Source organism: Streptomyces yunnanensis, from assembly GCF_029011865.1.
GTDB lineage: Bacteria > Actinomycetota > Actinomycetes > Streptomycetales > Streptomycetaceae > Streptomyces > Streptomyces yunnanensis.
Genome location: NZ_CP095749.1, coordinates 5,539,656 through 5,561,115, shown reverse-complemented (window position 1 = coordinate 5,561,115; position 21,460 = coordinate 5,539,656). Strand labels below are relative to the sequence as shown.

Below are 21,460 nucleotides of genomic sequence, written 5' to 3'. Positions count from 1 at the left end.
GACCCGCACCGGGCCCCGCACCGGAACCGGCCCCGGAAAGGCAGACCATGCTCTTCCTCGTCGCAGCCCTCCTCCTGATGGGGATCGCGCTGGGCACCGCGGCGCACCTCCCCGTCCCGGTCACCCTCGTCGCCGCCGCGGTCATCACCGCCTGGCTGCTCGTCTTCTACCTGCGCGAACGCCGCCACCACACCGAGGGGACCGCCCGATGACCACCCTCACCACCACCCCGGCCACCGCGACCACCCCGGCGACCGCGGCGAAGTCCCCCACCGCCGCCCCGTCCCGCCTCCAGGCGGACGGCATGGCCATCGCCTCCTTCGTCCTCGGCCTCCTCGGCACCCTGGTCCTCAACATCGTCCTGGGTCCCTGCGCACTGGTCCTCGGCACCCTCGCGCTCACCCGCGGCACCACCCGCCGCGGCCGCGCACTCCTGGGCCTCGCCCTCGGCGCCGCCGACCTGCTCCTCCTCGCCGCCCTCACCGCCGCCGACGGCACCCTCAGCTGGCACCTCGGCTGACCCGCCCCCGGCACACGCCCCACCTTCCCCACACCCACCCGCCCCCACCCGCCATCCGCTACGCTTGTCGCCGGATCGGATCATCCCGATCAGCCCCGCCTCCGTAGCTCAGGGGATAGAGCACCGCTCTCCTAAAGCGGGTGTCGCAGGTTCGAATCCTGCCGGGGGCACCGGTGAAGAGGCCATCCAGGACGGTTCCTGGGTGGCCTCTCGGCGTTCAGGGGGCGTTGATCGTTGGTTGAAGGGAACTGCGCGGCCGGGGGGCGGAGTTCTAGGGTTCTGGCCATGGTGAAGGCGACTGTGCGTGAGTGGCATGAGGAGGAGGGGTGGGGGGTGCTCGACTCGGCTGAGACTCCGGGTGGGTGCTTCGGGCACTTCTCGGACATCGAGACGAGCGGGTTCCGCACGCTGTCGGCCGGGCAGCGGGTCGAGCTCGAATGGGAAGCCCCCGGCTTCCAGCAGGACGGGTACGACTACCGCGCGCTGCGCATCGTGCCCCGGCTCGGCTGACTCCCCGCCCTTCCCCCCCCCCGCGATGTCGACGTCGGCGGCGACCGGCGGGGGTGGAGTTATCCACAGGGTCTGCGAGGGGTGGGGTGGAGCTCGTAGGCTTTCGGGGTGGTTCGGCGGACGTGGGAGTGATCGTGGGCGTGGACGTGACGGCGGAAGGTGCCCCGGAGGCGGGCGAGGCGGTGCAGGTGCTGCGCCGGGTGTTCGGGTATGACGCGTTCCGCGGGGATCAGCAGGAGATCATCGAGCATGTGATCGGGGGCGGGGACGCGGTCGTCCTGATGCCCACCGGCGGCGGGAAGTCGCTGTGCTACCAGATCCCGTCGCTGGTGCGGCCGGGCGTCGGGGTGGTGATCTCGCCGCTGATCGCGTTGATGCAGGACCAGGTCGATGCGCTGCGGGCGCTGGGGGTGCGGGCCGGGTTCCTCAATTCGACGCAGGACTTCGAGGAGCGGCGGCTGGTCGAGGCCGAGTTCCTGGCCGGGGAGCTGGATCTGCTGTATCTGGCGCCGGAGCGGCTGCGGGTCGAGCAGACGGTGCAGCTGCTGGACCGCGGGAAGATCTCGCTGTTCGCCATCGACGAGGCGCACTGTGTGGCGCAGTGGGGCCACGACTTCCGGCCGGACTACCTGGCGCTGTCGATGCTGCACGACCGCTGGCCGGACGTGCCGCGGATCGCGCTGACCGCGACGGCGACGCAGGCCACGCACACCGAGATCACCTCCCGACTGCGGCTGGACGAGGCCCGGCACTTCGTGGCCAGCTTCGACCGGCCCAACATCCAGTACCGGATCGCGGCCAAGAGCGAGCCCAAGCGGCAGCTGCTGGACCTGCTCCGCGGGGAGCACTCCGGGGACGCCGGGATCGTGTACTGCCTGTCCCGGGCCTCGGTCGAGAAGACCGCGCAGTTCCTGGTGGACAACGGGATCGAAGCGGTGCCGTACCACGCGGGGCTGGACGCCCGGGTGCGCGCGGAGAACCAGGCGCGGTTCCTCCGGGAGGACGGCCTGGTCGTCGTCGCCACCATCGCGTTCGGGATGGGCATCGACAAGCCCGATGTGCGGTTCGTGGCCCATCTGGATCTGCCGAAGTCGGTGGAGGGGTACTACCAGGAGACCGGGCGCGCGGGGCGGGACGGCCAGCCGTCCACGGCCTGGCTGGCGTACGGGCTGCAGGACGTGGTGCAGCAGCGGAAGATGATCGAAGGGTCGGAGGGGGACGACGCGCACCGGCGCCGCCTGTCCGCCCACCTGGACGCGATGCTGGCGCTGTGCGAGACGGTGGTGTGCCGGCGGGTGCGGCTGCTGGCGTACTTCGGCCAGGAGAGCACCCCGTGCGGCAACTGCGATACGTGCCTCACGCCGCCGGAGACCTGGGACGGGACGGTGCCGGCGCAGAAGCTGCTGTCGACGGTCGTACGGCTCAAGCGCGAGCGGGGGCAGAAGTTCGGGGCGGGCCAGATCATCGACATCCTGCTCGGGCGGAAGACCGCCAAGGTCATCCAGTTCGATCATGACGCGCTGAGCGTCTTCGGCATCGGCGAGGACCTGCGCGAGGCCGAATGGCGGGGCGTGGTGCGGCAGTTGCTCGCCCAGGCACTGCTGGCCGTGGAGGGCGACTACGGGACGCTGGTGCTCACCGAGAAGAGCGGTGAGGTGCTGCGCGGCCAGCGCGAGGTGCCGATGCGGCGGGAGCCGGAGAAGCCGGCGCGGGCGGCCAAGGCGAAGGCCAAGGGCAAGCGGGCGCCGGTGGACCTGCCGGAGGAGGCGCTGCCGGTCTTCGAGGCGCTGCGCGGCTGGCGCGGCCGTACGGCCAAGGAGCAGGGCGTTCCCGCGTATGTGATCTTCCACGACGCGACGCTGCGGGAGATCGCGGTGACGCGGCCGACGAGCATCGCCGAGCTGGGCACGATCAGCGGAGTCGGCGAGAACAAGCTCGCCAAGTACGGGGAGCCGATTCTGGAGGTGCTGACCGGAGGCGGCACCGCGGACAAGGGCACGGACGACGGCACGGACGAGGGGGCGATCGAGCGGGCGTCGGGGACGGCCGGGGCAGCGTCGGCAGCGGCAGCGGCGACAGGCGCGGCGGGGGTCGAGGAGGACGAGGTGCTGCCGGAGCCGCCGGACGACATCGACTGGTGAGGGTCGGCGCCGGCGGCTCGCGGCTAGGGCGCTTCTGACGGGGGCCGGGGCGGGAAGGTCAGGACGGCACGGGCGCCGCCGTCGGGGGCGTTGCCGAAGTGCAGGTCGGTGCCGAGGACGGCGGCCTGTCCGACGGCGATGGTCAGGCCGAGGCCGTGCCCCCTGCCCCGGCCGGGGGCGTCGGTGCGGAAGCGCTGCGGGCCGTGGTGCAACAGTTCGGCGGAATAGCCGGGACCGTGGTCGCGGACCTCGATGGTGGGGGTGCCGCCGGGCGGGGCGTCGACGGTGACGGTGACCGGAGGCCGGCCGTGCCGGTGGGCGTTGAGGACGAGGTTGGCGAGGATGCGGTCCAGGCGGCGCCGGTCGGTCTCGACGACCGTGTCGGCGCGGATCCGCACGTCGGCGTCGAGGCCGGTGGCGCGTACGGAGCGCAGCACCAGCGGGCCCAGTTCGTAGGCGGCGAGGTCGGCGTGCTCGATGCCGCAGTCCAGCCGGGAGATCTCCAGCAGGTCCTCGGTGAGCCGGTGCAGGGCGCGCAGCCGGTCGTTGATCATCTCCTTGGGGCGGCCCTCCGGGAGGAGGGCGGCGGAGGCGAGGATGCCGGTGAGCGGGGTGCGCAGTTCGTGGGCCACGTCGGCGGTGAAGCGCTGCTCGGCCTGGAGGCGGCTCTGGAGGGTGGCGGCCATGGAGTCCAGGGCGGCTGCCACGGCGGCCAGCTCGTCCTGTGCCGCGCGCCCGCCGCGCGGGCTTCGACCTGCGGTTTCGCCGACCCTGGCGTCCAGGTCCCCGGCGCTGATCCGGCGGGCGACGGCCGCTGTGCTCGTCAGCCGGCGGCTGATGTGCCGGGCCAGGAAGAGGCCGGCCACCGCGACGGCCGCGGCGGCGAGCACGGCCGAGCCCCAGATCGCGGTGTCGAACTTGTCCAGGCTCCAGCGGGTGTTCCCGTAGGGCGACCAGACGGCCATGATCTGGTCGCCGGCGGGCGCCGCCGCCCACATGACGGGCCGTCCGCGATAGCTGCCGACCATGCTGCCGCGCCGCCCCTTGCGCACCAACTGCCGTAGCGCATCGGGGAGTTCGGGAGGATCGAGGACGGAGTTGATGCCTTCGCGCGAGGTGCCGTACTCGAAGAGGTCCAGGGCGGTGTCGAGGTCGGCGCGGGTCTCCTTGCGGACCTGGCCGACGGTCTGGCGGGCCACCGCGTTGTGGACGAGCACGCCGAGGACGGCGGCGACCGCGCAGCACACCGCCGTCACGGTCAGCGAGATCTTCCAGCGCAGGGAGACGGCGGGGCGGGGGCGCCTCACGGGGGATTCCCGGCGAAGCCGACGGCGGGGGCGGGGAGCGGCGCGGGGGCCGGCGAGGAGGGCTGGCCCTTGCGGGCCACGTCGAGGGTGAGGTCCCACAGGCCCATGGAGCGGCCGTCCCAGACGTAGTCGGTGACGCTGACGTAGCGCGGGTCCTTGGTGGGTTCGCGGATCGCGAGGTGACCGGCCGCGAGCGCGACGCCGGCCAGCACGCCGCGCAGGGCGAGGATCCTGGTGACCACCGCGTGCCGGACGGTGTAGACGCGCAGCTCGCTGGTGCGGCGGTCGAGGTCGACGACGGCGATCAGGTCGGGCTTGCCGTCGTCGGTGAGGTCGTGCAGCTCCGGGCGGCGCACGGAGTCGGGGCGGGGCGGGGTGCCGCCGGAGGAGGTGAAGTCCGCGTCGAGGACGGTCAGCGGGTCGGCGTCGGCCATGGTGCCGCTGGGGATGCGGGGGAGGGCGGGGAGCGGCTTGAGGGCGGCCGGGTTCTCGTTCTCGCGCAGCGGGGCGGGCGAGTGCTGCGGCCAGAGGGCCAGCGGCGCGTTCACCCGGCGGGCCCGGCCCTCGTCCTTGAGGCCCTCGGGGCTGGCGCATCCGGCGAGGAGAGCCGGGGGGAGGAGCGCGAGGGTCAGCGCGAGCGGGGCGGCGAGGGCGCGCGGGACGGGCGCCGGGGTGCGGGGGCGGGCGGCCGGCGCGCGTCCTGCGGGGCGGAGCGCGGGACGGGAAGCGGGGCGAACGACGGGTCGAAATAGGGACATAGCCTGACCAAGCTACCCAAGATAGAGGGCCCGGGAATCTTCGGGACGGCCGTTCCGGCGGTGTGCACGGACGGTTGGGCCGGGTGGCGGGCCGGACGGTGGCCCGGGCGGGAAGGTGGCCCGGGCGTCGGGCGGGGGCGACGCACCCGTACGGCCGGTCCGTACGACCGGTCCGGGCGCCCGGTCCGTGCAGCCGGCCCGGGCGGCAGTTCGGCGGCTCCGTCACACGACTGTCCGGAGAGGTGGGGCTGGCTGTTACACAACCTACGGATCACCGTTATCGACCCTCCGTAGCGTGCTCTCACGTACCGCATCCCCGGGCAGCCGCCGGCCGCCCCCGTCGAGGAGTCCCCATGCGTGGTCCGCACCGCTCCGTGATCCGTTCCGCCACCGTCGCGACCGGTGCGCTGGCCGTCATGCTGCTCCCCTCGGGCGCCGCATTCGCCGCCGACACCATGGCCCCGACGGAGAGCCGGACGTCGATCATCCTTCCCGACGAGGGGCTGGCCGGGCTCGCGGAGAAGGCCGGGCACCTGCCGAAGGCGGGCCTCATCGGTGGCGCCGCCGCGCTGGGCGCGGTCGGCGTGGGCGTCGCGCTGCAGCGCCGCCGGCAGGAGTCCGCGGAGCGGGCGCACTGACCACACCGGCCTCACTGACCGCACCGGCCACCGCGTACCGGCCCGAGCCCCCGCACCGGCCCCCGGCCGCCTAGGGCCTGTCGTCGCCGACGGACCGGTCGCCTCCTCCCCCGGCCAGGTGCTGCACCTCCCCGTAGGCCGGGACCTCCCCGTACACCGGCCCCCCGTCGACGCCGTACCCGGGCGACGCACCGCCGCCGTCCGCCGGCGACTCCCCCGGGCCACCCCCTGACGCCGCGCCGGCCCGGATCGCGTCCGCCGCCGCACAGGCCGCCCCCAGGGCCGTACGGAACAGCAGCGAGCCGGTGCTGATGCGGCGCACGCCGAGGTCGGCCAGCCGGCGGACGGTGTGTCGGCCGGGCGCGAAGAGGATGTTCAGCGGTGCGGCGACGGCACCGACGAGCACCGTGATGTCCGCGTCGGCGGTGACGCCCGGTACGAAGATGCCGTCCGCGCCGGCGGCCACATAGACCTCCGCGCGGGCGAGCGCCTCCGACAGCGGCGGCGGACTGTCCACCAACCAGTGGGTGTCGATCCGGGCGTTGACGAAGAGGTCCGGGGTGCGCTCCTTCACCGCCGCGATCAACTCGGCCTGGCGGGAGGGGTCCTGCAGCCCTCCGCCGCCGGGCCGCCCGTCCTCCAGATTGATCCCCGCCGCGCCGTGGCGCGCCAACTCGGCCGCCAGGTCGGCGACATGGCCGGGCCCGCCGCCGAATCCGCCCTCGATGTCGACGGTGTACGGGCAGGGCAGCCGGCCCGCGAGCCGGCGCGCCAGGGCGAGGGTGGCGGCCCGGACCTCGGGGCGGCCCTCGCCGTCCGGGTAACCGTGCGCGGCGGCGACGCCCAGGCTCGTGGTGCCGATCGCGGGGTGTCCGGCGTTGGCGAGGGCGACGGCCGAGGCGCTGTCCCAGGCGTTGGGGAGCAGCAGCGGACGGCCGGGGGCGTGGTGCAGGGCCCGGAACCCATGGAAGACGGCGGAGGCGGCGGAGGCGCCGTCGTCCGGGGTGCGGGAGGCGGCGGGGTGCGGGGCCGGCCGCGGCGTGCCGTCCCTGTGCTGGCGCGGGTCACTGGTCATGCGGGCACCGTAGAGCGATGACGTATCGGTGGTGGCCGAAGTGTCGCGGCGGACAATGGAGCCATGACGTCGCCGAAGCGGACATCGGAACGGGCACCGGCCGCCGCACCGGAACGTGCGGAGCCCCGGGGGTGGGATCCCGGGCGGCAGGCGGCGGCCGGGACGGCGTCGGCGCGACCGGGCCCCCCGGCGGCCCCCGACCACAGCCATGAACTGTCCCGGTTGGCCGCGCTGCTGGCGGACCGCACCCGGGCCGCGTTCTGCCTGGCGCTGCTCGACGGGCGGGCCTGGACGGCCGGCGAACTCGCCGCCTACGCGCGGGTGGCGCCCTCGACGGCCAGCGAGCACCTGTCCCGGCTGATCGACGGCGGGCTGCTCGTCGAGCGGCGGCAGGGCCGGCACCGCTACGTCCAGCTCGCCGGGCCGCGCGTCGCCGAGCTGCTGGAGTCGGTGACCGCCCACCTCGACCCGCCGGCAACGGCACCGCGCGGGCTGCGGGCGGCCACCGCCTCTGCGGCGCTGGCCCGCGGCCGCACCTGTTACGACCACCTGGCCGGGCGGCTCGGCGTCGCCCTCACCGACGCCATGACCGTGCGCGGCCTGCTGGACCAGGACGGCGGTTTCGCGCTCACCGACACCGGCCGGGAGTGGTTCGAGGGCGCACTGGGGATCCCGTCCGACGCGCTGCACGCCGGCCGCCGCCCGCAGGCCCGGGGCTGCCTGGACTGGACCGAGCGCCGTCAGCACCTCGCCGGCACGGCCGGCGCGCGGCTGTGCGAACGGCTGCTGGAGCGGCGCTGGATCCGCCGGATCGGGACCGGGCGGGCGGTCCGCCTCACCCCGGAGGGCACGACCGCGCTGCGGGAGCTGCTGGGGCTCGACGAGGAGGCGGCGGGGCTGGCGTGACGGGTGGCGACTCCCGCGGCCGGGCCGGCCGGGGCCCGCGGGCTCAGCAGCGGTCCCCGCCCCCGGGGTGGCCCACCCGCGCGTAGAGGGTGATCCGCGCCCCGGGCACCGCCGCGCTGCGGCAGACCGCGAACGCCGAGCGCAGCGTGGCCCGTTTGGCCAGCTCCTGGTCGCTGGTGTCGAGCGGCTGCCCGGCCGGATCGCCGGCGACCACGATCCGACGACTGGTCAGCATCCGGTCGCGGATCTCGTCGCCCGACACCTCCGTCCCGTAGAGGCTGTGGGACGCCACCGGGCTCCGCTCCAGGGCCAGATCGCGCAGTCCCCGGAAGTCGTGCGGCCGAGTCGCGCGCCAGATCCGGCGGCGGGACGGCGTGAAGAGCAGCCCGTCGCCCGGCTCGGACATCCGGCGGACGGCCTGCGCGATCGCGGTCACGTCGTCCTCCCGGCTGTCCGGGCTGCGCAGGTGGACGTCCACGGGCAGCAGCGCGGCCAGCGCCAACGCCACCGCGGCCGGCCACCGCAGCCGCCGGCCGCGGGTCCCGCCCGCCGCGCCGGCCGGCCGCAGCAGTCGGGCCAGCGCGGCGCCGGCGAGCAGCGCGAAGCCGACGACGTAGTAGAGGACGTAGCGGTCCACGTAGGCGGGCTCGACGTTCGACAGGAGCAGCAGCAGGGCCGTGGGGAGGAGCAGCAGCGGGAGGCCGAGGGCGCGCAGGCCGATCGGGCCGCGGGAGCACACCGGGACGCGGGCGCAGAGCGCGCCGAGCGCGGCGAGCAGGGCGAAGGTGAGGAGCTGCACCGGGTCCGGCCACATGAGCCAGCTGATCTGCGCCGACTGGCGGGTGCTGAAGACGGCGACCGGGGCGAGCAGCACCAGGACGGCGCCGGCGGCGCACGTCCAGGACCGCCGGTCGCGGCGGGGCAGCCGGGCCAGGACCACGGCGGCGCCGTGCGCGGGCAGCGCCAGTGCCGCGAACTCGTGCAGCAGACAGGCGCACAGCATCAGCCCGGTGTAGCCCAGCCACCGCGCGCGGCACGGCCGGGACACGGCCAGGACCAGCAGGTACGACGCCCAGACGACCAGCGCGCAGACCGCCGCGTACGAGCGGCCCTCCTGCGCGTACTGCTGGACGACCGGGATCAGCGCGAAGGTCAGCCCCGCGCACAGCCCGGCGCGCCGGCCGACCAGGCGCTGCCCGAGCAGGGCCACCCCGGCCGCGGCGGCGGTCATGGCCACGACGGACGGCAACCGCAGGCCGATCACCGCGCCGAGGGCGTCGCCGAGGGTGACGTCGTAGACGGCGAACCAGCAGTGCATCAGCGCGTAGTACAGGCCGTGCACGCAGTCGACGTGCAGCAGCGTCGCCCCCAGGTCGGGCAGGCCGCGGTGCGCCATGTCGTAGGTGACCGCCTCGTCCCGCCAGACGGCGTCCTGGCGGCGGATCCCCCATGCGCCCAGGAACAGCATCAGCCCCGCGGGCCCCAGCACCACCGCGCTCCGCGCGGCCCGAGCCGGGCGGGCGGCGGCGAGGAACCCGGCGGCGGCAGCGGAGGGGTGCGGCGGGAACGCGAGGGCCGCCCCGGCTCCGGCGGACGACGGTAATGCCCGGTGCGCCGGGTGCGGCTGCGACGGCTGGTGCGGCTGCGGCGCTTGCGACGCGTCGATGGCGGGCTCCGGTCACCTCGGGGGCAGCGCGGCCGGACGGCCGCCGGGCGAACAGGCGAAACGGCCGGACCGCCGGAGGGATGCTAGCCATCCTCCCGGCGGTCCGGCCGTCATGCCGTCTTCTCAGCCCAGTCGCGTCAGCTTCGCCCCGAAGGTGGGTTCGACCAGGTCCTTCTGGAGGGCCACCGGCACCCGCTGGGCCTCCGCCCCGGTGCCGACGATCAGCTCGCCGACCACGGTCCCGGCCTTGGCCTCGTGCGGGACGGTCTTGCCGCCGGCGTCGACCTGCAGCCCCAGCTTCTGACCGGGGACGCCGATCGCCGTCAGGTCCTTGGTGGCCACGACCGGGGTCTGGCCGCCCAGGCCGTCGTCCACATAGCCGACGACCTGGCCCTTCTTCACCGCGGTGGCCGAGGTCAGGGCATCGCGCACCGCCTGGATCACCTTCTTGCTGTTGTCCTGGACCATCCTCAGGCTGTTGCTGCCGTCAGGGTCCAGGCCCGTGAAGTGCTGGTCCATCATCGTGCCCAGGATCAGCCGGTCCTTGCCGTCGACCGTCTTGTACGCCGCCCACGACAGCGTGCCGCCGGCCGCCGAGCTGGAGCCGGTCTTGATGCCCTTGACGCTCAGCCCGGCCAGGATCAGACGGTCGTTGTTGTTGTTGATCCGCTTCGGCAGCCCCGGGATGTCGGCGTTGGGCATGGCGACTATCGGCCGGAAGGCGTCGAACTTCATGACCGCCTCGGCCAGCTTGAGCTGGTCGACCGCGGTGCTGACGGTCTTGGAGTCCAGGCCGCTGGGGTCGGTGTAGGTGGTGTTCTTCATGCCGAGTTCCTTGGCGGCGTCGTTCATCTTCTTGACGAACGCGGCCTCGGAGTCGGAGTTGCTGTCCCAACGGGCCAGCAGCCGGGCGATGTTGTTGCCGGACGGGATCATCAGCATCTTGAGCATGTCCTGCTCGCTGAACTCCATGCCCGCCGTGAGGCCCTCGATGCGCGACTCGTGCTCGGAGTTGCCCTGCTCCACCGCCTTGGCGTCGACCTTGATCTGCGGGCCCTTGTCGTTCTTGTCCTTCAGGGGGTGGTCCCGGAGGATCACATAGGCCGTCATGATCTTGGCGACGCTCGCGGTCGGAACGGGCTTCTCCTCGCCGAACGTCCCCACGGAGCCGGACCCGACGACCTTCACGGCCGCCTGCCCCTTGTCGGGCCACGGGATCGAGAGCGTGCCGCCCTCGAAGGTGTACGACGACTTGGCGTCGCCCACGGTCAGCGTCGGGCCGGGCAGCGGCCGCACCGCCTGGACGACCGCGAAGACGACCACCAGCAGCACCGCCAGCGGCGTCCAGATCTTGAACCGCCGGACGACGGTGCGCAGCGTGGTCTCGGGCGGCGGCGGGGTGTTGGTGAGCTTCGCCAGCAGGTCGAGCGGCGGCAGCGGCTGCTGGCGGGTCCGCTCGGACTCGACCTCGGCCGCGGACGTGCCGGGCGCGTCGGAGGCACCGGCGTCGGGCTTCCGGTCGGACGCGGCCGGCGCGGCGGCCGGCATCGCACCGGGCGCCCTGCCCGCGGCCTTCTCGGCAGCCTTCTCGCCAGCCTTCTCAGCGGCCTTTTCGGGAGCCTTCCCGGCGGCCTTCTCGGGGGCCTTCGCCGGCGCGCTGCCCGGCGCCTCGCCCTTGGCGGCGCCGTCCGCCGCTCCCCCGTCCTGCGCCGGCCCCTTCTTCTGGTCCTGGTCCTTCGGGTCCTTCTTCTGGTCCTTCGGGTCCGCGCCCGGGGTGCCGCCGGGCTTGCCCAGCGGGGCCTTGGGCGCGGTCTTGCCGATCGACCGCCCCGCCGAGCCGTCGTCCGCCGACTTCAGCGCCACGAACTGGCTGGTCCGCTCGGCGTCCCGCTCATCGGCGTCGGCAACGCCCTTCGCGGCATCCTTCGCGGCGTCCTTGCCCTTGGGAACGTCCTTCGCCTTCGCGTCGACGTCCTTGGCAGCGGCGTCCTTGCCGAGCTTGAAGACGGCGGTGGCCTGGTCGACGGGGCCCTCCGCGGATCCCTCGCCGGACTCCGCCGGCTTCTTGACCTTCGCTACGGCAAACACCCGCGTCGCGTCATCGGCCGGCGTCTCCTCGGCGCCCGCGCCCTTCTCCGCGTCGCCCTTAGCGGCGCCCTTCGCGTCGCCCACCTTCGCCGTCTTCGCGCCAGACTTCTCGGCCTCGGCCTTCTTCGCGTCGGCCTTCTTCGGCGTGACCGTCTTGAAGACGGCAGTCGCCTGATCGACGGCCTTGTCGTCGGAAGCCTTGTCGACGTCGGAGGCGCCGTCAGCGTCGGAGGCACCCGCAGCCGACGAGCCCTCCGCTGAGCCCTTCCCGGAGCCCCCCTCGGAGCCCTTCCCGGACTCCTTCACCGCGGCCTTCGCCCCGTCGGCCGCCCCGGCCTTCGCGTCCGCCGGCGCGTCGGCCCGCAGACGGCCTTCGCCGTCCTTGGCCTGCCCTTGACCCTCGGCACTGCCCTTCGCGGCCTCCTGGGCCGCCTCAGGCGCCTTCACGGGCTCCTTCGCGACCTTGGCCCCGTCGGCCTCGCCGGACGCCCGCTCGCCGGAAGCCTCCTTCGACGCCCCCTCGGCGCCCTTCTCGGAACCCTTCCCGGCATCCTCCGCAGAACTCTCCTCGGAAGCCTTCTCGGAGCCCTTACCGGAGCTCTTCGCCGAACTCTTCCCGGAGTCCTTGCCTGAGTTCTTCCCGGACTCCCCCGCGCCGTCCCGTTCCCCCCGCTCCTCGCGGAGGACCGCCAGCCGCGGGTCCCGTTCGGTGCGCGCCGTCTCCCCCGACGACTGCTCCTTGCCCGACTTCTTGTCCGACTTGTCGGGGGACTCGCCCGCCACCGATGTCTCCTTCACTACGTCGCACTGCCCTGCCTGGTGCCAGCTGGTACCGAACGGAACCAGTGTTCCCAAGTGTCCTGTGTCCGAACTGCCGCTTCCCACTGCCACGCGAACCGGTCCCGGCCGCGCCTCTCGGAAGACGTCGCCGACCCGCTAGACGAGAACGACATACCTACCGGTTCCCTACCGAACCCCCCAGGCACCCTCGACAGATGAATGTGAGAGGGGTCACCCTGTCATTCATCCACGCGGGGAGGCTTGGATGGGCAGGAGCCGCAGAACAATTCCGGAGGAGCTTCTGCTGCTGGCTTTGGACCCGGCCACGGGCACCACAGCGCAGCCGCAGTCGCTCGACCTCGGCCTGGCCGGGGCCCAGCTAGTAGAGCTGGCCCTGGCAGGACGGATAGCCCCAGACGGGGATCGTATCGCCGTGGTGATGGCACGGCCGACAGGAGATCCGACTCTGGACTCCGCGCTCGAACTGCTGCGCCGTCGCGGCAGTCCGGTGCGCGCGGTCCACTGGATCGGCGGGCCCCGACTGGGGCTGCGCCAGACGTACCTCACCCATCTCGAACGGTGCGGCATGGTGCATGCCGTGGCCGGCCAGATGTGCGGGGTACTGCCGACGACGCGCTACCAGGCGACGGAGACGGCCATCAGCCGGGAGATCAGGGCCCGGCTCGACAACGCGATCCGCACCGGCGTCCCACCGGACCCGCGGACCGCGGCGCTCGCCGCACTGGCCCACGCGGTCGGCCTCGGCAAGCACCTCTACCCCGGGAACGAGGGGCGGTCATCGCGCTCCCGGCTCCGGGATCTGATCCGCCACGACCCGATGGGCGGGCTGGTCGCACACGCCGTCATGGACGTGCAGAACGGCGTCGCGGCGCAGCCGCGGCGGGGCTCGGCACCGGGCAACAGCCCGGGGGCCCGCAAGACGGCCCGTTCGACGACCGACGCGGCCGGCGTACCCGGCCAGTCGCGGCGACACGGGCACGGCAGCATGGCCCGGGTCGGCGCCCACTGAAGGCCACCGGTACCGCAACACGCGGACCGGATGCCGTCGCGCACCACCGCACCACCAGGGCCGCGCCCCGCACATCCGGGTGCACCCGCCAGCGCCACGCACCACCCCTTCCCGGACCCGTTCGGGAGCCGCAGTAAGAGGCGCGGGGTGGCGGGCCGAGCCGTTCGGACGACGGCTCGGCCCGCCACCCCGTGCGCATGTGCGCTCGCCTTCTGTGTTCATTTGACTGCGCGGTGTCCACGGAAAGTGGCAGTCTGCTCAAGAGGAAATGACAGCAGTGCGGAGCCGGAGGTGCGCGTACCGTGGCGTCCAACGTCAACCCGACCGTCAGGCGCCGTCGATTGGGCCAGGAGCTGCGCAGGCTCCGGGAGGACAAGGGCCTGACGGCGGAGCAGGTGGCCGAGCGGCTGCTGGTCTCCCAGTCGAAGATCAGCCGACTGGAGAACGGCCGCCGCAGCATCAGCCAGCGCGACGTCCGCGACCTGTGCGGGGTCTACGAGGTCGAGGACCGCCGGATAGTGGATTCGCTGATGCAGATGGCCAAGGATTCGCGCCAGCAGGGCTGGTGGCATGCCTTCGGCGACATTCCGTACAGCGTCTACATCGGCCTGGAGACCGAGGCCGCGTCGCTGCGGACGTACGAATCCCTGCTGGTGCCCGGTCTGCTCCAGACGCCCGGCTACGCCGAGGCGGTGATTCCCGGCACCATCCCGGAGCTGGCGTCGGAGGATCTGGACAAGCGCATCCAGGTGCGGATGCGCCGCCAGGAGCGGGTCCAGGACGGGGAGCGTCCGCTGCGCCTGTGGGTCGTGCTGGACGAGAGTGCACTGCGCCGGGTGGTCGGCAGCCACCTGATCATGCGCGAGCAGCTGGAGCACCTCGCCGAGCTGAGCAAGCTGCCGCATGTGACGGTGCAGGTGTTGCCCTATGGCGCCGGTGCGCACGCCGGGATGTCGGGGACGTTCTCGATCCTGGAGTTCGACGACGCCGCGGATTCCAGCGTGGTCTACATCGAGGGGGTCACCAGCGATCTCTATCTGGAGAAAACCAACGATGTGCACAAATACACCATCATGTACGAGCATCTGCGGGCGCAGGCATTGAGCGCGGAAGCGAGCCGCGAGTTCATCGCCGAGGCCGCGAAACGGCATGCGGACGCCATGAGTTGAGGACGAGGGCTCGGGATGCCGGTGCGGATGGCACAGACGGCACAGACGGCGCGGAATGTTGAATTCCGATGAACGAGGCCGCACGGTACACCTGAGCCACCGCGCCTGAAAAGAGATCGCGGAATACGCCATTCGGACGAGTGAACGACCCTCTGCGGCCGGTGATGTTGGCGCGTAGCGTCGTTCTCACCGAATCCGCGGTAACTCAGAGTAAGGTGAAGTCACCATGGCCGTTCAGCCCAATTCCGCGTTCTCCTGGACCAAGTCCTCGTACTCCGGTGCCAACGCCTGCGTGGAGATCGCCGTGCCGACCTCTGCGGCCATCGCGGTGCGCGACTCCAAGGACCCCGAGGGCGTGCGCCTGACGTTCGACAACTCCTCCTGGAGCAGCTTCGTGTCGGACGTCGCCACGGGCGCGTTCGACCTGTCCTGATCTGAGGCGTCACCGACTACCGTCCGTGTGACACCAGCGCGGATACGAGCCCTCTCGACTGGATCGCCGTCCCGGCCGAGGGGGCTCGGCCATGTCCGCACGACGACGGATGCCGGGGACCACCGCGGGCGGTCATCGGCTGCGCCGCTCAGCGGAGTTCGGCTACGTAGCGGTCCGTACCGGGGATGGTCGGGATGAAGGGGGCCACCAGCTCGAATGGGAGGTACCCCCATCCAGACGCGGCGCGGGTCCTCCTCCAGGAACCACAGCAGGGTCAGCCGGGTGTCGACGCCCTCGACCTGCTTGACGTAGGGCATCCGGTCGCCGGACAGCGGGGGCCGGCGAAGATCCGGGGCATGGCCATCGCGCCGGCGATGAAGTGGTCGTCCTCGTACCAGCGGTTGTCGGCGTGCTCGTGGCCGGGATGCGGCTCGACCATGGTGATCAGCGCGTGGCCGGGGCGGACGCCGTAGGGGCCGGTGGTGGGCAGGGCGGCGTAGGCGGCGAGTTCGTCGGCGGTGGGGGTGACGGCGATGGTGTGCGGGGGTCCGGCTTCCCGCTCGGGGTGGGGCGCGTCGGTCGTCATGACGGACAGCTCACTTCTGACGTGGCGTCAGGAGGGGAGGGCGAGGGCGGGGCGGATCCCGGAAGGGCGGCCCAGTATGCGAACAACCCTGCACGGCTGGCCGAAAAGTGTTTAAGCTGCCTGGCGTCTGCAGCTAACGATGGTTAACGCAGCGCACGAGCGATTGGAGCTGCCATGTCGGACCAGGCCCCACCCCTTGCCTCCGCACCCGTCCCCGCGCTCGCCGCGCGGGCGGCCCGGACCGGCAGCTCGCCCGTACGCGACATCCTGGCGCTGACCGCCCGGCCCGAGGTGATCTCGTTCGCCGGTGGGCTGCCGGCGCCCGAACTCTTCGACGCCGAGGGGATATCCGCGGCCTTCCGGGAGGTGCTGGCGCAGGCGCCGCAGCGGGTCCTGCAGTACTCCACCAGTGAGGGCGACCCGGAGCTGCGGGCGGCCGTCGCGGCGCGCACCACGGCCCGCGGGCTGGCCACCGACGCCGACGACCTGCTGATCACCACCGGCTCCCAGCAGGGGCTGACGCTGCTGGCCACGGCGCTGTTGGAGCCGGGCGACGTGGTACTGGTCGAGGACCCCTGCTATCTGGCGGCGCTGCAGATCTTCTCCCTCGCGGGCGCCCGGGTGGTGGCGGTGCCGACCGACGACGAGGGGCTGGACCCGGCGGCGCTGGACGAGATCGCCGCCCGCGAGAACCCCAAACTGCTCTACGTCATCCCGACGTTCCAGAACCCCACCGGGCGCACGCTGAGCGCGGAGCGGCGGGCCGCGGTCGCCGAGGTCGCCGCCCGGCGCGGGCTGTGGATCGCCGAGGACGACCCGTACGGCGAGCTGCGCTTCGAGGGGGAGCCGCAGCGCTGGGTCGCGTCGTTCCCCGGGGCCGAGGACCGGACGGTGCTGCTGGGCTCGTTCTCCAAGGTGATGGCGCCGGGGCTGCGGCTGGGCACGCTGCGGGCGCCGGCCGGGTTGCGGCGGGCCTGCGTCATCGCCAAGCAGGCCGCCGACCTGCATACCTCGACCGTCGACCAGGCGGCCGCTGCACGGTACTTGACGGCCTGCGACCTGGACGCGCACCTGGCGCGGGTCCGCGGCGCCTACCGGGAGCGGCGGGACGCCCTGCTGGCCGGGCTGTCCGCGGCGCTCCCCGAGGGGTCGCGCTGGAACCGCCCGGCGGGCGGGATGTTCGTGTGGGCGACGCTGCCGGCGGGGTACGACGCGACCGCGCTGCTGCCGGAGGTGGTGCGGCACGACGTGGCGTACGTGCCGGGGGCGCCGTTCTTCGCCGGGCGGCCGGACCCGGCGGCGATCCGGCTGTCGTTCGTGACCCATGGGCCGGCGGAGATCGGCGAGGGGCTGCAGCGGCTGCGTGCGGGGATCGCGGCGGCGCGGCGGGCCGGGTAGGCCGGACGGCTGCCCAACGGGCCCGTCCGCGGCGGAAATTCCGCTTCCCTCGGGCCCGGCCCTGCCGGACACTGGAAGGTCCACGGCATCTGTCCCGGGGCGCGCCCCGCGGGCACATGGACCAGGGACCTCCCAGGAGGCCGGATGACCAGTGGCCCCGATGTGCGGGATCCGGCGGATCCCCCGACTCCCCCGTCCCCCTCTCTCCCCCGGCGTCTGCGGGCCCGGCTGCGCGACGTCGGCTGGCGGCTGCGCGACGCCGGGCGCTGGCTGCGCGCGCACGCCCGGCACGCCCTGGTGGTGGGCGTGGCGACCTCCGTCGTGGGCGCGCTCGCCACGTTCGCCGTCGACCAGCTGCCCAAGCTCTACCAGGACCCGCCGCCCCGTTGCCCGGGGGCGGGCTGCGAGGGCAAGGACCCGCAGTCCACCGGGTGCGGGGTGGAGGCGGCGACCTTCGAGCCGGCGGTGGGCAACCCGGTCCGCCTGCACCTGCGGTACAGCAAGCGCTGCGGTGCCGTCTGGGCGCGGATCGTGGCGGGGACGGTCGGGGACTCGGTGACGGTGAGCGTGACGGGCGGTTCGTCCCGCAGCGCCTTCATCGCCTCCAACCACGATGTGTTCACGCCGATGACGTCGGTGGGCGACACCTTCCGGGTGCGGTTCTGCGCGGTGCCCACGACCAACCCCAACCGCTCGCGCTCGTGGGTCAAGTACTGCTTCGAGGCGACCGAGGCGTCGCCCTGGGAGTGAGGCGCGGGGCCGGCGCCCCCTGTGTGCGCCGGCCTTCCCTTCCTCGTCCGCCGCGCCTACCGTGACCACCCGCGGCACCGATCTGACACTTCGTCAGATTTTGGTGGGCCCGGACGGCAGGAGGGTGCCGCATGCTGCTGCGCGACAGGACCGTCATCGTCTCCGGCGTCGGTGCCGGGCTGGGGCACCAGGTCGCGGCGGCCTGCGCACGGGACGGCGCGCGGGTGGTGCTCGGCGCGCGCACGGCGGCGAACCTCGTGGCGACGGCGGGCCGGATCGACGCCTCGGGCGAGCGGACGGCCTGGCGGGTGACCGACATCGCCGACGAGGCGCAGTGCGCGGCGCTGGTGGCTGGATGTGGGGCCCGCCGGTGGCCGAGTACGTCCGGCACACGGCGCGGACCGAGGGGGTGCCGGAGGCCGAGGTGCTGGGGCGGCTCACCGGGCGGATGGCGCTGCCGGAGCTGGCGACGGACGCGGACGTGGCGGAGGCGGCGGTCTTCCTCGCCTCGGACCGGGCGCGGGCCATCACGGGGCAGTCGCTGCCGGTGAACGCGGGCGAGCTGATGCGGTAGCGGGCGAGCGGCGGCGCGGTCCGGCGCACCGGCCGTACGGGTCCCGTATCCGTACGGCCGTTTTCGCTTGTCCGCCGCGCCGTCCCACGCCCTCCGCGAGAACGGGAGAGCCCGGGCCGAAGTTCGTCCCAGTGACCTGTGTTCATATGCATGACCGGCGTGCCAGCCGAACGGTTCAATCCCGGGAGTTTCCCGTTGCCGAGTGGGTACTTGGCACCGCAGGACCGCAGCACGGCGAAGTGATTCCACATCTGGATCGTTCACAAGGCGGACCCCTGGAGGGGGCATGAACAGTCTCGACTGGGCCGTGCTCATCGGCTACTTCGGTGTGATGGTCGCGATCGGGGTGTGGTCGCACCGGCGGGTCTCGGACGTCGGCGACTTCTTCACCGCCGGGGGCCGGATGCCGTGGTGGCTGTCCGGCGTCTCGCACCACATGTCCGGCTACAGCGCGGTGATGTTCACCGGTTACGCGGGCATCGCCTACCAGTACGGCATCACCTCCTACGTGACGTGGTCCTTCCCGATCGCCGTCGGGATCGCCATCGGGGCCCGTCTGTTCGCCGGCCGGCTCAACCGCCTGCGGTCCCGGCTCGGGGTCGCCTCGCCGCTGGAGTACCTCAAGAGCCGCTACGACCTGCGCGCGCAGCAGGCGCTGGCCTGGTCGGGCGTGCTGCTGAAGATCGTGGACGTGGGGGCCAAGTGGGCGGCGATCGCGACCCTGTTGTCGGTCTTCACCGGCATCCCGCTCGACCAGGGCATCCTTGTCACGGGGGCGATCACCGGTGGCTACTGCACGGTCGGCGGGCTGTGGGCGGACGCCCTGACCGAGCTCGGGCAGTTCGTCATCCAGCTGCTGGCCGGGGTCGCCATGCTAGTGACGGTGGTGCGCGCGCTGGGCGGCGTCAGCGGGCTGTGGACGGTCTGGGACCGCCTGCCGGACGGGCACGCCCAGCCGACCGCCGGCCCGTACACCGTGACCTTCCTGCTGGCCTACCTCTTCATCAAGACCTTCGAGTACAGCGGCGGGATGTGGAACCAGGCCCAGCGCTACATGGCCACCCGCGACGCCCGGTCGGCGCGCCGGTCGGCGCTGCTGTCGGCGGGGCTGTGGCTGGTCTGGCCGGCCGTCCTCTTCTTCCCGATGTGGGCGGCGCCGCTCCTGGTGGCGAGCGGGCGGCCGGACGCCTCGGACGCCTATGCGCTGCTGGCCGAACGGCTGTTGCCGCACGGTCTGTTGGGGCTCGTCGTGGTCGGGTTCTTCTCGCACACGATGGCCATGTGCTCCTCGGACGCCAATGCCGTCGCCGCGGTCTTCACCCGGGACATCGCGCCGGCGGTGTCGGCCCGGGCCCGGGCGTGGCCGCATCGGGCCGGGCTGCTGGCGGCGCGGCTGTCGACGGTGTGTTTCCTGGCGCTGTCGATGGCGATCGCCACGCAGGTGGACTCGCCGGCGTTCAAGGGCATCATCTCCGTCGTCATCACGTGGGTGGCCGGGCTGGTCGGGCCGGTGTCCATCCCGTTCCTGCTGGGGATGGTGCCGGCGTTCCGCAGGTCGGGGCCGGTGGCGGCGCTGGTGTCCTGGGCGGCCGGCCTGTTCGTCTTCTGGCTGACCGACTACGGGCTGGCCGACGTCCCGCTGCAGATCCGGATCGCGGCGCCGGTGGCGACCTCGCTGGTGCTGTTCTGCGTGCTCGGTCTGGTGCGGCCGGAGCCGAGCGCCGAGCGGGACGCGCTGCTGGCCCGGATCAACGACGGGGACGAGGGGGCGGAGGCGGCCCGGGAGACGGCGGTGCCCGGCGGGCGGTGACGGGCGGGGCCGCCCCTCAGGCGCGCGGGTAGCGGGCCAGCCAACCGGGGGCGGAGCCCGCGGGCCCGTGGAGGGCGGGGCCCTGGGTCATCTCCATGGCGAAGTCGTCGGCGAGTTGGAGGATGGTGGGGCGGCCCTCCACCTCCACCAGCCAGTCCGGGGGGAGCGCGGTCTCACCGTGCAGGGTGCCCAGGAGGTTGCCGCAGATGGAGCCGGTGGAGTCGCTGTCGCCGCCGTGGTTGACGGCGAGCAGCAGGCCGTGCCGGACGTCCTCGGCGACCAGGGCGCAGTACACGCCGATGGACAGGGCCTCCTCGGCGGTCCAGCCCTCGCCCAGCGACTCGACCCGGGCGGGGGTCGGCATGCCCTGCCGGACGGCGCCCAGCGCGCGCTTGAGGGCGTCGGTGGTCTCCTCGTGGTCGGGGCGGGTGGCGAGGTGGGCCAGGGACTTCTGCACGGCGCTGTCGAGGTCCTCGCCGCGCGCCAGGGCATGGCTGATCACGGCGAACGCGCCGGCCGCGAGGTAGCCGGTGGGGTGGCCGTGGGTCTGCGCGGCACATTCGGCGGCGAGCTGGAAGACCAGTTGCGGCTCCCAGCCGACGAGCAGGCCGAACGGCGCGGAGCGCATCACCGCGCCGCAGCCCTTGGAGTCCGGGTTCTTCGGCTGGTCGAGGGTGCCCATCACCTCGTCGCCGAGGCCGCTCAGGCAGGCCCGGCCGGGTGCCCGGCGGGCGTAGAGCCACTCCTCGCGGGCGAGCCAGCCGTCCTCCTCCTTGCGCTCGTCGGGGCCCCAGTCGCGCTGGGTGGCGGCCCAGCGGAGGTAGGCGCGGTGCAGGTCGGTGGGCGGGTGCCAGGCGCCGGTGTCGCGGCGGACCTGGGCGCGGATCAGGCCGTCCACGGTGAAGAGCGTCATCTGGGTGTCGTCGGTGACCGCGCCGCGGCGCCCGAAGGCGGGCACCAGGGTGGTCACGCCGTCCTGGCCGTGCGCCTCGCGGATCGCGTCCAGCGAGTCGAACTCGACGGCCGCGCCGAGCGCGTCGCCGATCGCGCCGCCCAGCAGGCAGCCGCGCACCCGGCTGCGGAAGTCCTGCTGCTCGGCGCGGCCCCAGATGGCGGCGCCGCCTGCCGCTGCGCTCATGTCCACACCTCGCTCCGCTCGGCCTCGACGGTCCCGGGGCCTGGCGGACGCCCCTGGCACAGCACTGTATCGACCGAGAATGATCGAAACTGGGCCGGGTTTGCATCAGGTTCGTATCGTGATGTGACGAAAGAGACGGCCCACCGCCCGTCCCGGCACGGCGGCTGGCGGGTTTCTTCTCCG

General features: G+C 73.4%; 18 protein-coding genes, 1 tRNA gene and 2 pseudogenes. 14 read left to right on the top strand and 7 right to left on the bottom strand.

All coding sequences use genetic code 11. The annotated features are described in order from the left end of the window. Window positions 1-47 precede the first annotated feature (47 nt). The 5 genes from MOV08_RS24315 to recQ all read left to right on the top strand — a co-directional run bounded on the left by MOV08_RS24315 (window position 48) and on the right by recQ (window position 3,171). The gene (locus tag MOV08_RS24315) at window positions 48-212 is read left to right on the top strand and encodes a small hydrophobic membrane protein (RefSeq protein ID WP_039635563.1); all 165 of its coding nucleotides are present in this window, start codon (window positions 48-50) and stop codon (window positions 210-212) included. Then, window positions 209-520, top strand: coding sequence for a hypothetical protein (locus tag MOV08_RS24310; protein ID WP_275308818.1), 312 nt, complete (start codon window positions 209-211; stop codon window positions 518-520). The genes MOV08_RS24315 and MOV08_RS24310 overlap by 4 nt, the downstream gene beginning before the upstream one ends. A gap of 97 nt (window positions 521-617) precedes the next feature. Further along, window positions 618-690, top strand: a tRNA-Arg gene (locus tag MOV08_RS24305). A 115-nt stretch (window positions 691-805) separates the two neighbouring features. Beyond that, window positions 806-1,030 (top strand): cold shock domain-containing protein, encoded by a 225-nt coding sequence (locus tag MOV08_RS24300; RefSeq protein ID WP_275308817.1) that lies wholly within the window; start codon window positions 806-808, stop codon window positions 1,028-1,030. Window positions 1,031-1,152: 122 nt separating this feature from the next. After that, window positions 1,153-3,171, top strand: coding sequence for a DNA helicase RecQ (gene recQ, locus MOV08_RS24295; protein WP_275308816.1), 2,019 nt, complete (start codon window positions 1,153-1,155; stop codon window positions 3,169-3,171). 23 nt (window positions 3,172-3,194) lie between these two features. On the opposite strand, the gene MOV08_RS24290 is transcribed toward recQ, so the two are convergent. Then, window positions 3,195-4,478, bottom strand: a complete 1,284-nt coding sequence (locus tag MOV08_RS24290; RefSeq protein ID WP_275308815.1) for a sensor histidine kinase — start codon at window positions 4,476-4,478, stop codon at window positions 3,195-3,197. Further along, complete coding sequence (locus MOV08_RS24285; RefSeq protein WP_239010123.1) at window positions 4,475-5,236, bottom strand: hypothetical protein; 762 nt, start codon at window positions 5,234-5,236, stop codon at window positions 4,475-4,477. The genes MOV08_RS24290 and MOV08_RS24285 overlap by 4 nt, the downstream gene beginning before the upstream one ends. Before the next feature lie 353 nt (window positions 5,237-5,589). Here MOV08_RS24285 and MOV08_RS24280 point away from each other — a divergent pair, with 353 nt between their 5' ends. Beyond that, entirely contained in the window at window positions 5,590-5,874 is a 285-nt protein-coding gene (locus MOV08_RS24280) for a hypothetical protein (RefSeq protein ID WP_275308814.1), read from the top strand. 70 nt (window positions 5,875-5,944) lie between these two features. Here the strand turns inward: MOV08_RS24280 and MOV08_RS24275 are convergent, their stop codons facing one another. Next, on the bottom strand, window positions 5,945-6,949 hold the full coding sequence (locus MOV08_RS24275; RefSeq protein WP_078875864.1) for an isocitrate lyase/PEP mutase family protein: 1,005 nt from the start codon (window positions 6,947-6,949) through the stop codon (window positions 5,945-5,947). A gap of 63 nt (window positions 6,950-7,012) precedes the next feature. On the opposite strand from MOV08_RS24275, the gene MOV08_RS24270 reads away from it, so the two are divergent. After that, window positions 7,013-7,855 (top strand): ArsR/SmtB family transcription factor, encoded by an 843-nt coding sequence (locus MOV08_RS24270; RefSeq protein ID WP_275308813.1) that lies wholly within the window; start codon window positions 7,013-7,015, stop codon window positions 7,853-7,855. 43 nt (window positions 7,856-7,898) lie between these two features. Here MOV08_RS24270 and MOV08_RS24265 read toward each other — a convergent pair whose 3' ends face one another. Both MOV08_RS24265 and MOV08_RS24260 read right to left on the bottom strand, forming a co-directional pair. Next, complete coding sequence (locus MOV08_RS24265) at window positions 7,899-9,347, bottom strand: glycosyltransferase family 39 protein (protein WP_039635554.1); 1,449 nt, start codon at window positions 9,345-9,347, stop codon at window positions 7,899-7,901. Window positions 9,348-9,644: 297 nt separating this feature from the next. After that, on the bottom strand, window positions 9,645-12,392 hold the full coding sequence (locus MOV08_RS24260; RefSeq protein WP_275308812.1) for a D-alanyl-D-alanine carboxypeptidase family protein: 2,748 nt from the start codon (window positions 12,390-12,392) through the stop codon (window positions 9,645-9,647). Window positions 12,393-12,654: 262 nt separating this feature from the next. On the opposite strand from MOV08_RS24260, the gene MOV08_RS24255 reads away from it, so the two are divergent. The 3 genes from MOV08_RS24255 (at window position 12,655) to MOV08_RS24245 (ending at window position 15,021) form a co-directional block, all read left to right on the top strand. After that, entirely contained in the window at window positions 12,655-13,419 is a 765-nt protein-coding gene (locus MOV08_RS24255; RefSeq protein WP_275308811.1) for a GOLPH3/VPS74 family protein, read from the top strand. Between the two features lie 302 nt (window positions 13,420-13,721). Then, on the top strand, window positions 13,722-14,588 hold the full coding sequence (locus tag MOV08_RS24250) for a helix-turn-helix domain-containing protein (protein ID WP_039635548.1): 867 nt from the start codon (window positions 13,722-13,724) through the stop codon (window positions 14,586-14,588). Window positions 14,589-14,814: 226 nt separating this feature from the next. Then, a complete protein-coding gene (locus tag MOV08_RS24245) occupies window positions 14,815-15,021 on the top strand; it encodes a DUF397 domain-containing protein (protein ID WP_039635546.1) in 207 nt (68 codons plus the stop codon). Window positions 15,022-15,169: 148 nt separating this feature from the next. Here the strand turns inward: MOV08_RS24245 and MOV08_RS24240 are convergent. Continuing rightward, window positions 15,170-15,607: pseudogene (locus MOV08_RS24240) on the bottom strand (hypothetical protein). A gap of 174 nt (window positions 15,608-15,781) precedes the next feature. Here MOV08_RS24240 and MOV08_RS24235 point away from each other — a divergent pair. From MOV08_RS24235 to MOV08_RS24220, 4 genes and pseudogenes are all read left to right on the top strand, one after another. Beyond that, entirely contained in the window at window positions 15,782-17,005 is a 1,224-nt protein-coding gene (locus tag MOV08_RS24235) for an aminotransferase-like domain-containing protein (RefSeq protein ID WP_275308810.1), read from the top strand. A 144-nt stretch (window positions 17,006-17,149) separates the two neighbouring features. Continuing rightward, complete coding sequence (locus MOV08_RS24230; RefSeq protein ID WP_052286849.1) at window positions 17,150-17,755, top strand: DUF2690 domain-containing protein; 606 nt, start codon at window positions 17,150-17,152, stop codon at window positions 17,753-17,755. Between the two features lie 131 nt (window positions 17,756-17,886). Beyond that, window positions 17,887-18,329 (top strand): annotated as a pseudogene (locus MOV08_RS24225) (SDR family oxidoreductase). A 286-nt stretch (window positions 18,330-18,615) separates the two neighbouring features. After that, a complete protein-coding gene (locus MOV08_RS24220) occupies window positions 18,616-20,139 on the top strand; it encodes a sodium:solute symporter family protein (RefSeq protein ID WP_275308809.1) in 1,524 nt (507 codons plus the stop codon). A 16-nt stretch (window positions 20,140-20,155) separates the two neighbouring features. Here the strand turns inward: MOV08_RS24220 and MOV08_RS24215 are convergent, their stop codons facing one another. Next, window positions 20,156-21,277, bottom strand: a complete 1,122-nt coding sequence (locus tag MOV08_RS24215; protein ID WP_275308808.1) for an ADP-ribosylglycohydrolase family protein — start codon at window positions 21,275-21,277, stop codon at window positions 20,156-20,158. Between the last annotated feature and the right edge of the window lie 183 nt (window positions 21,278-21,460).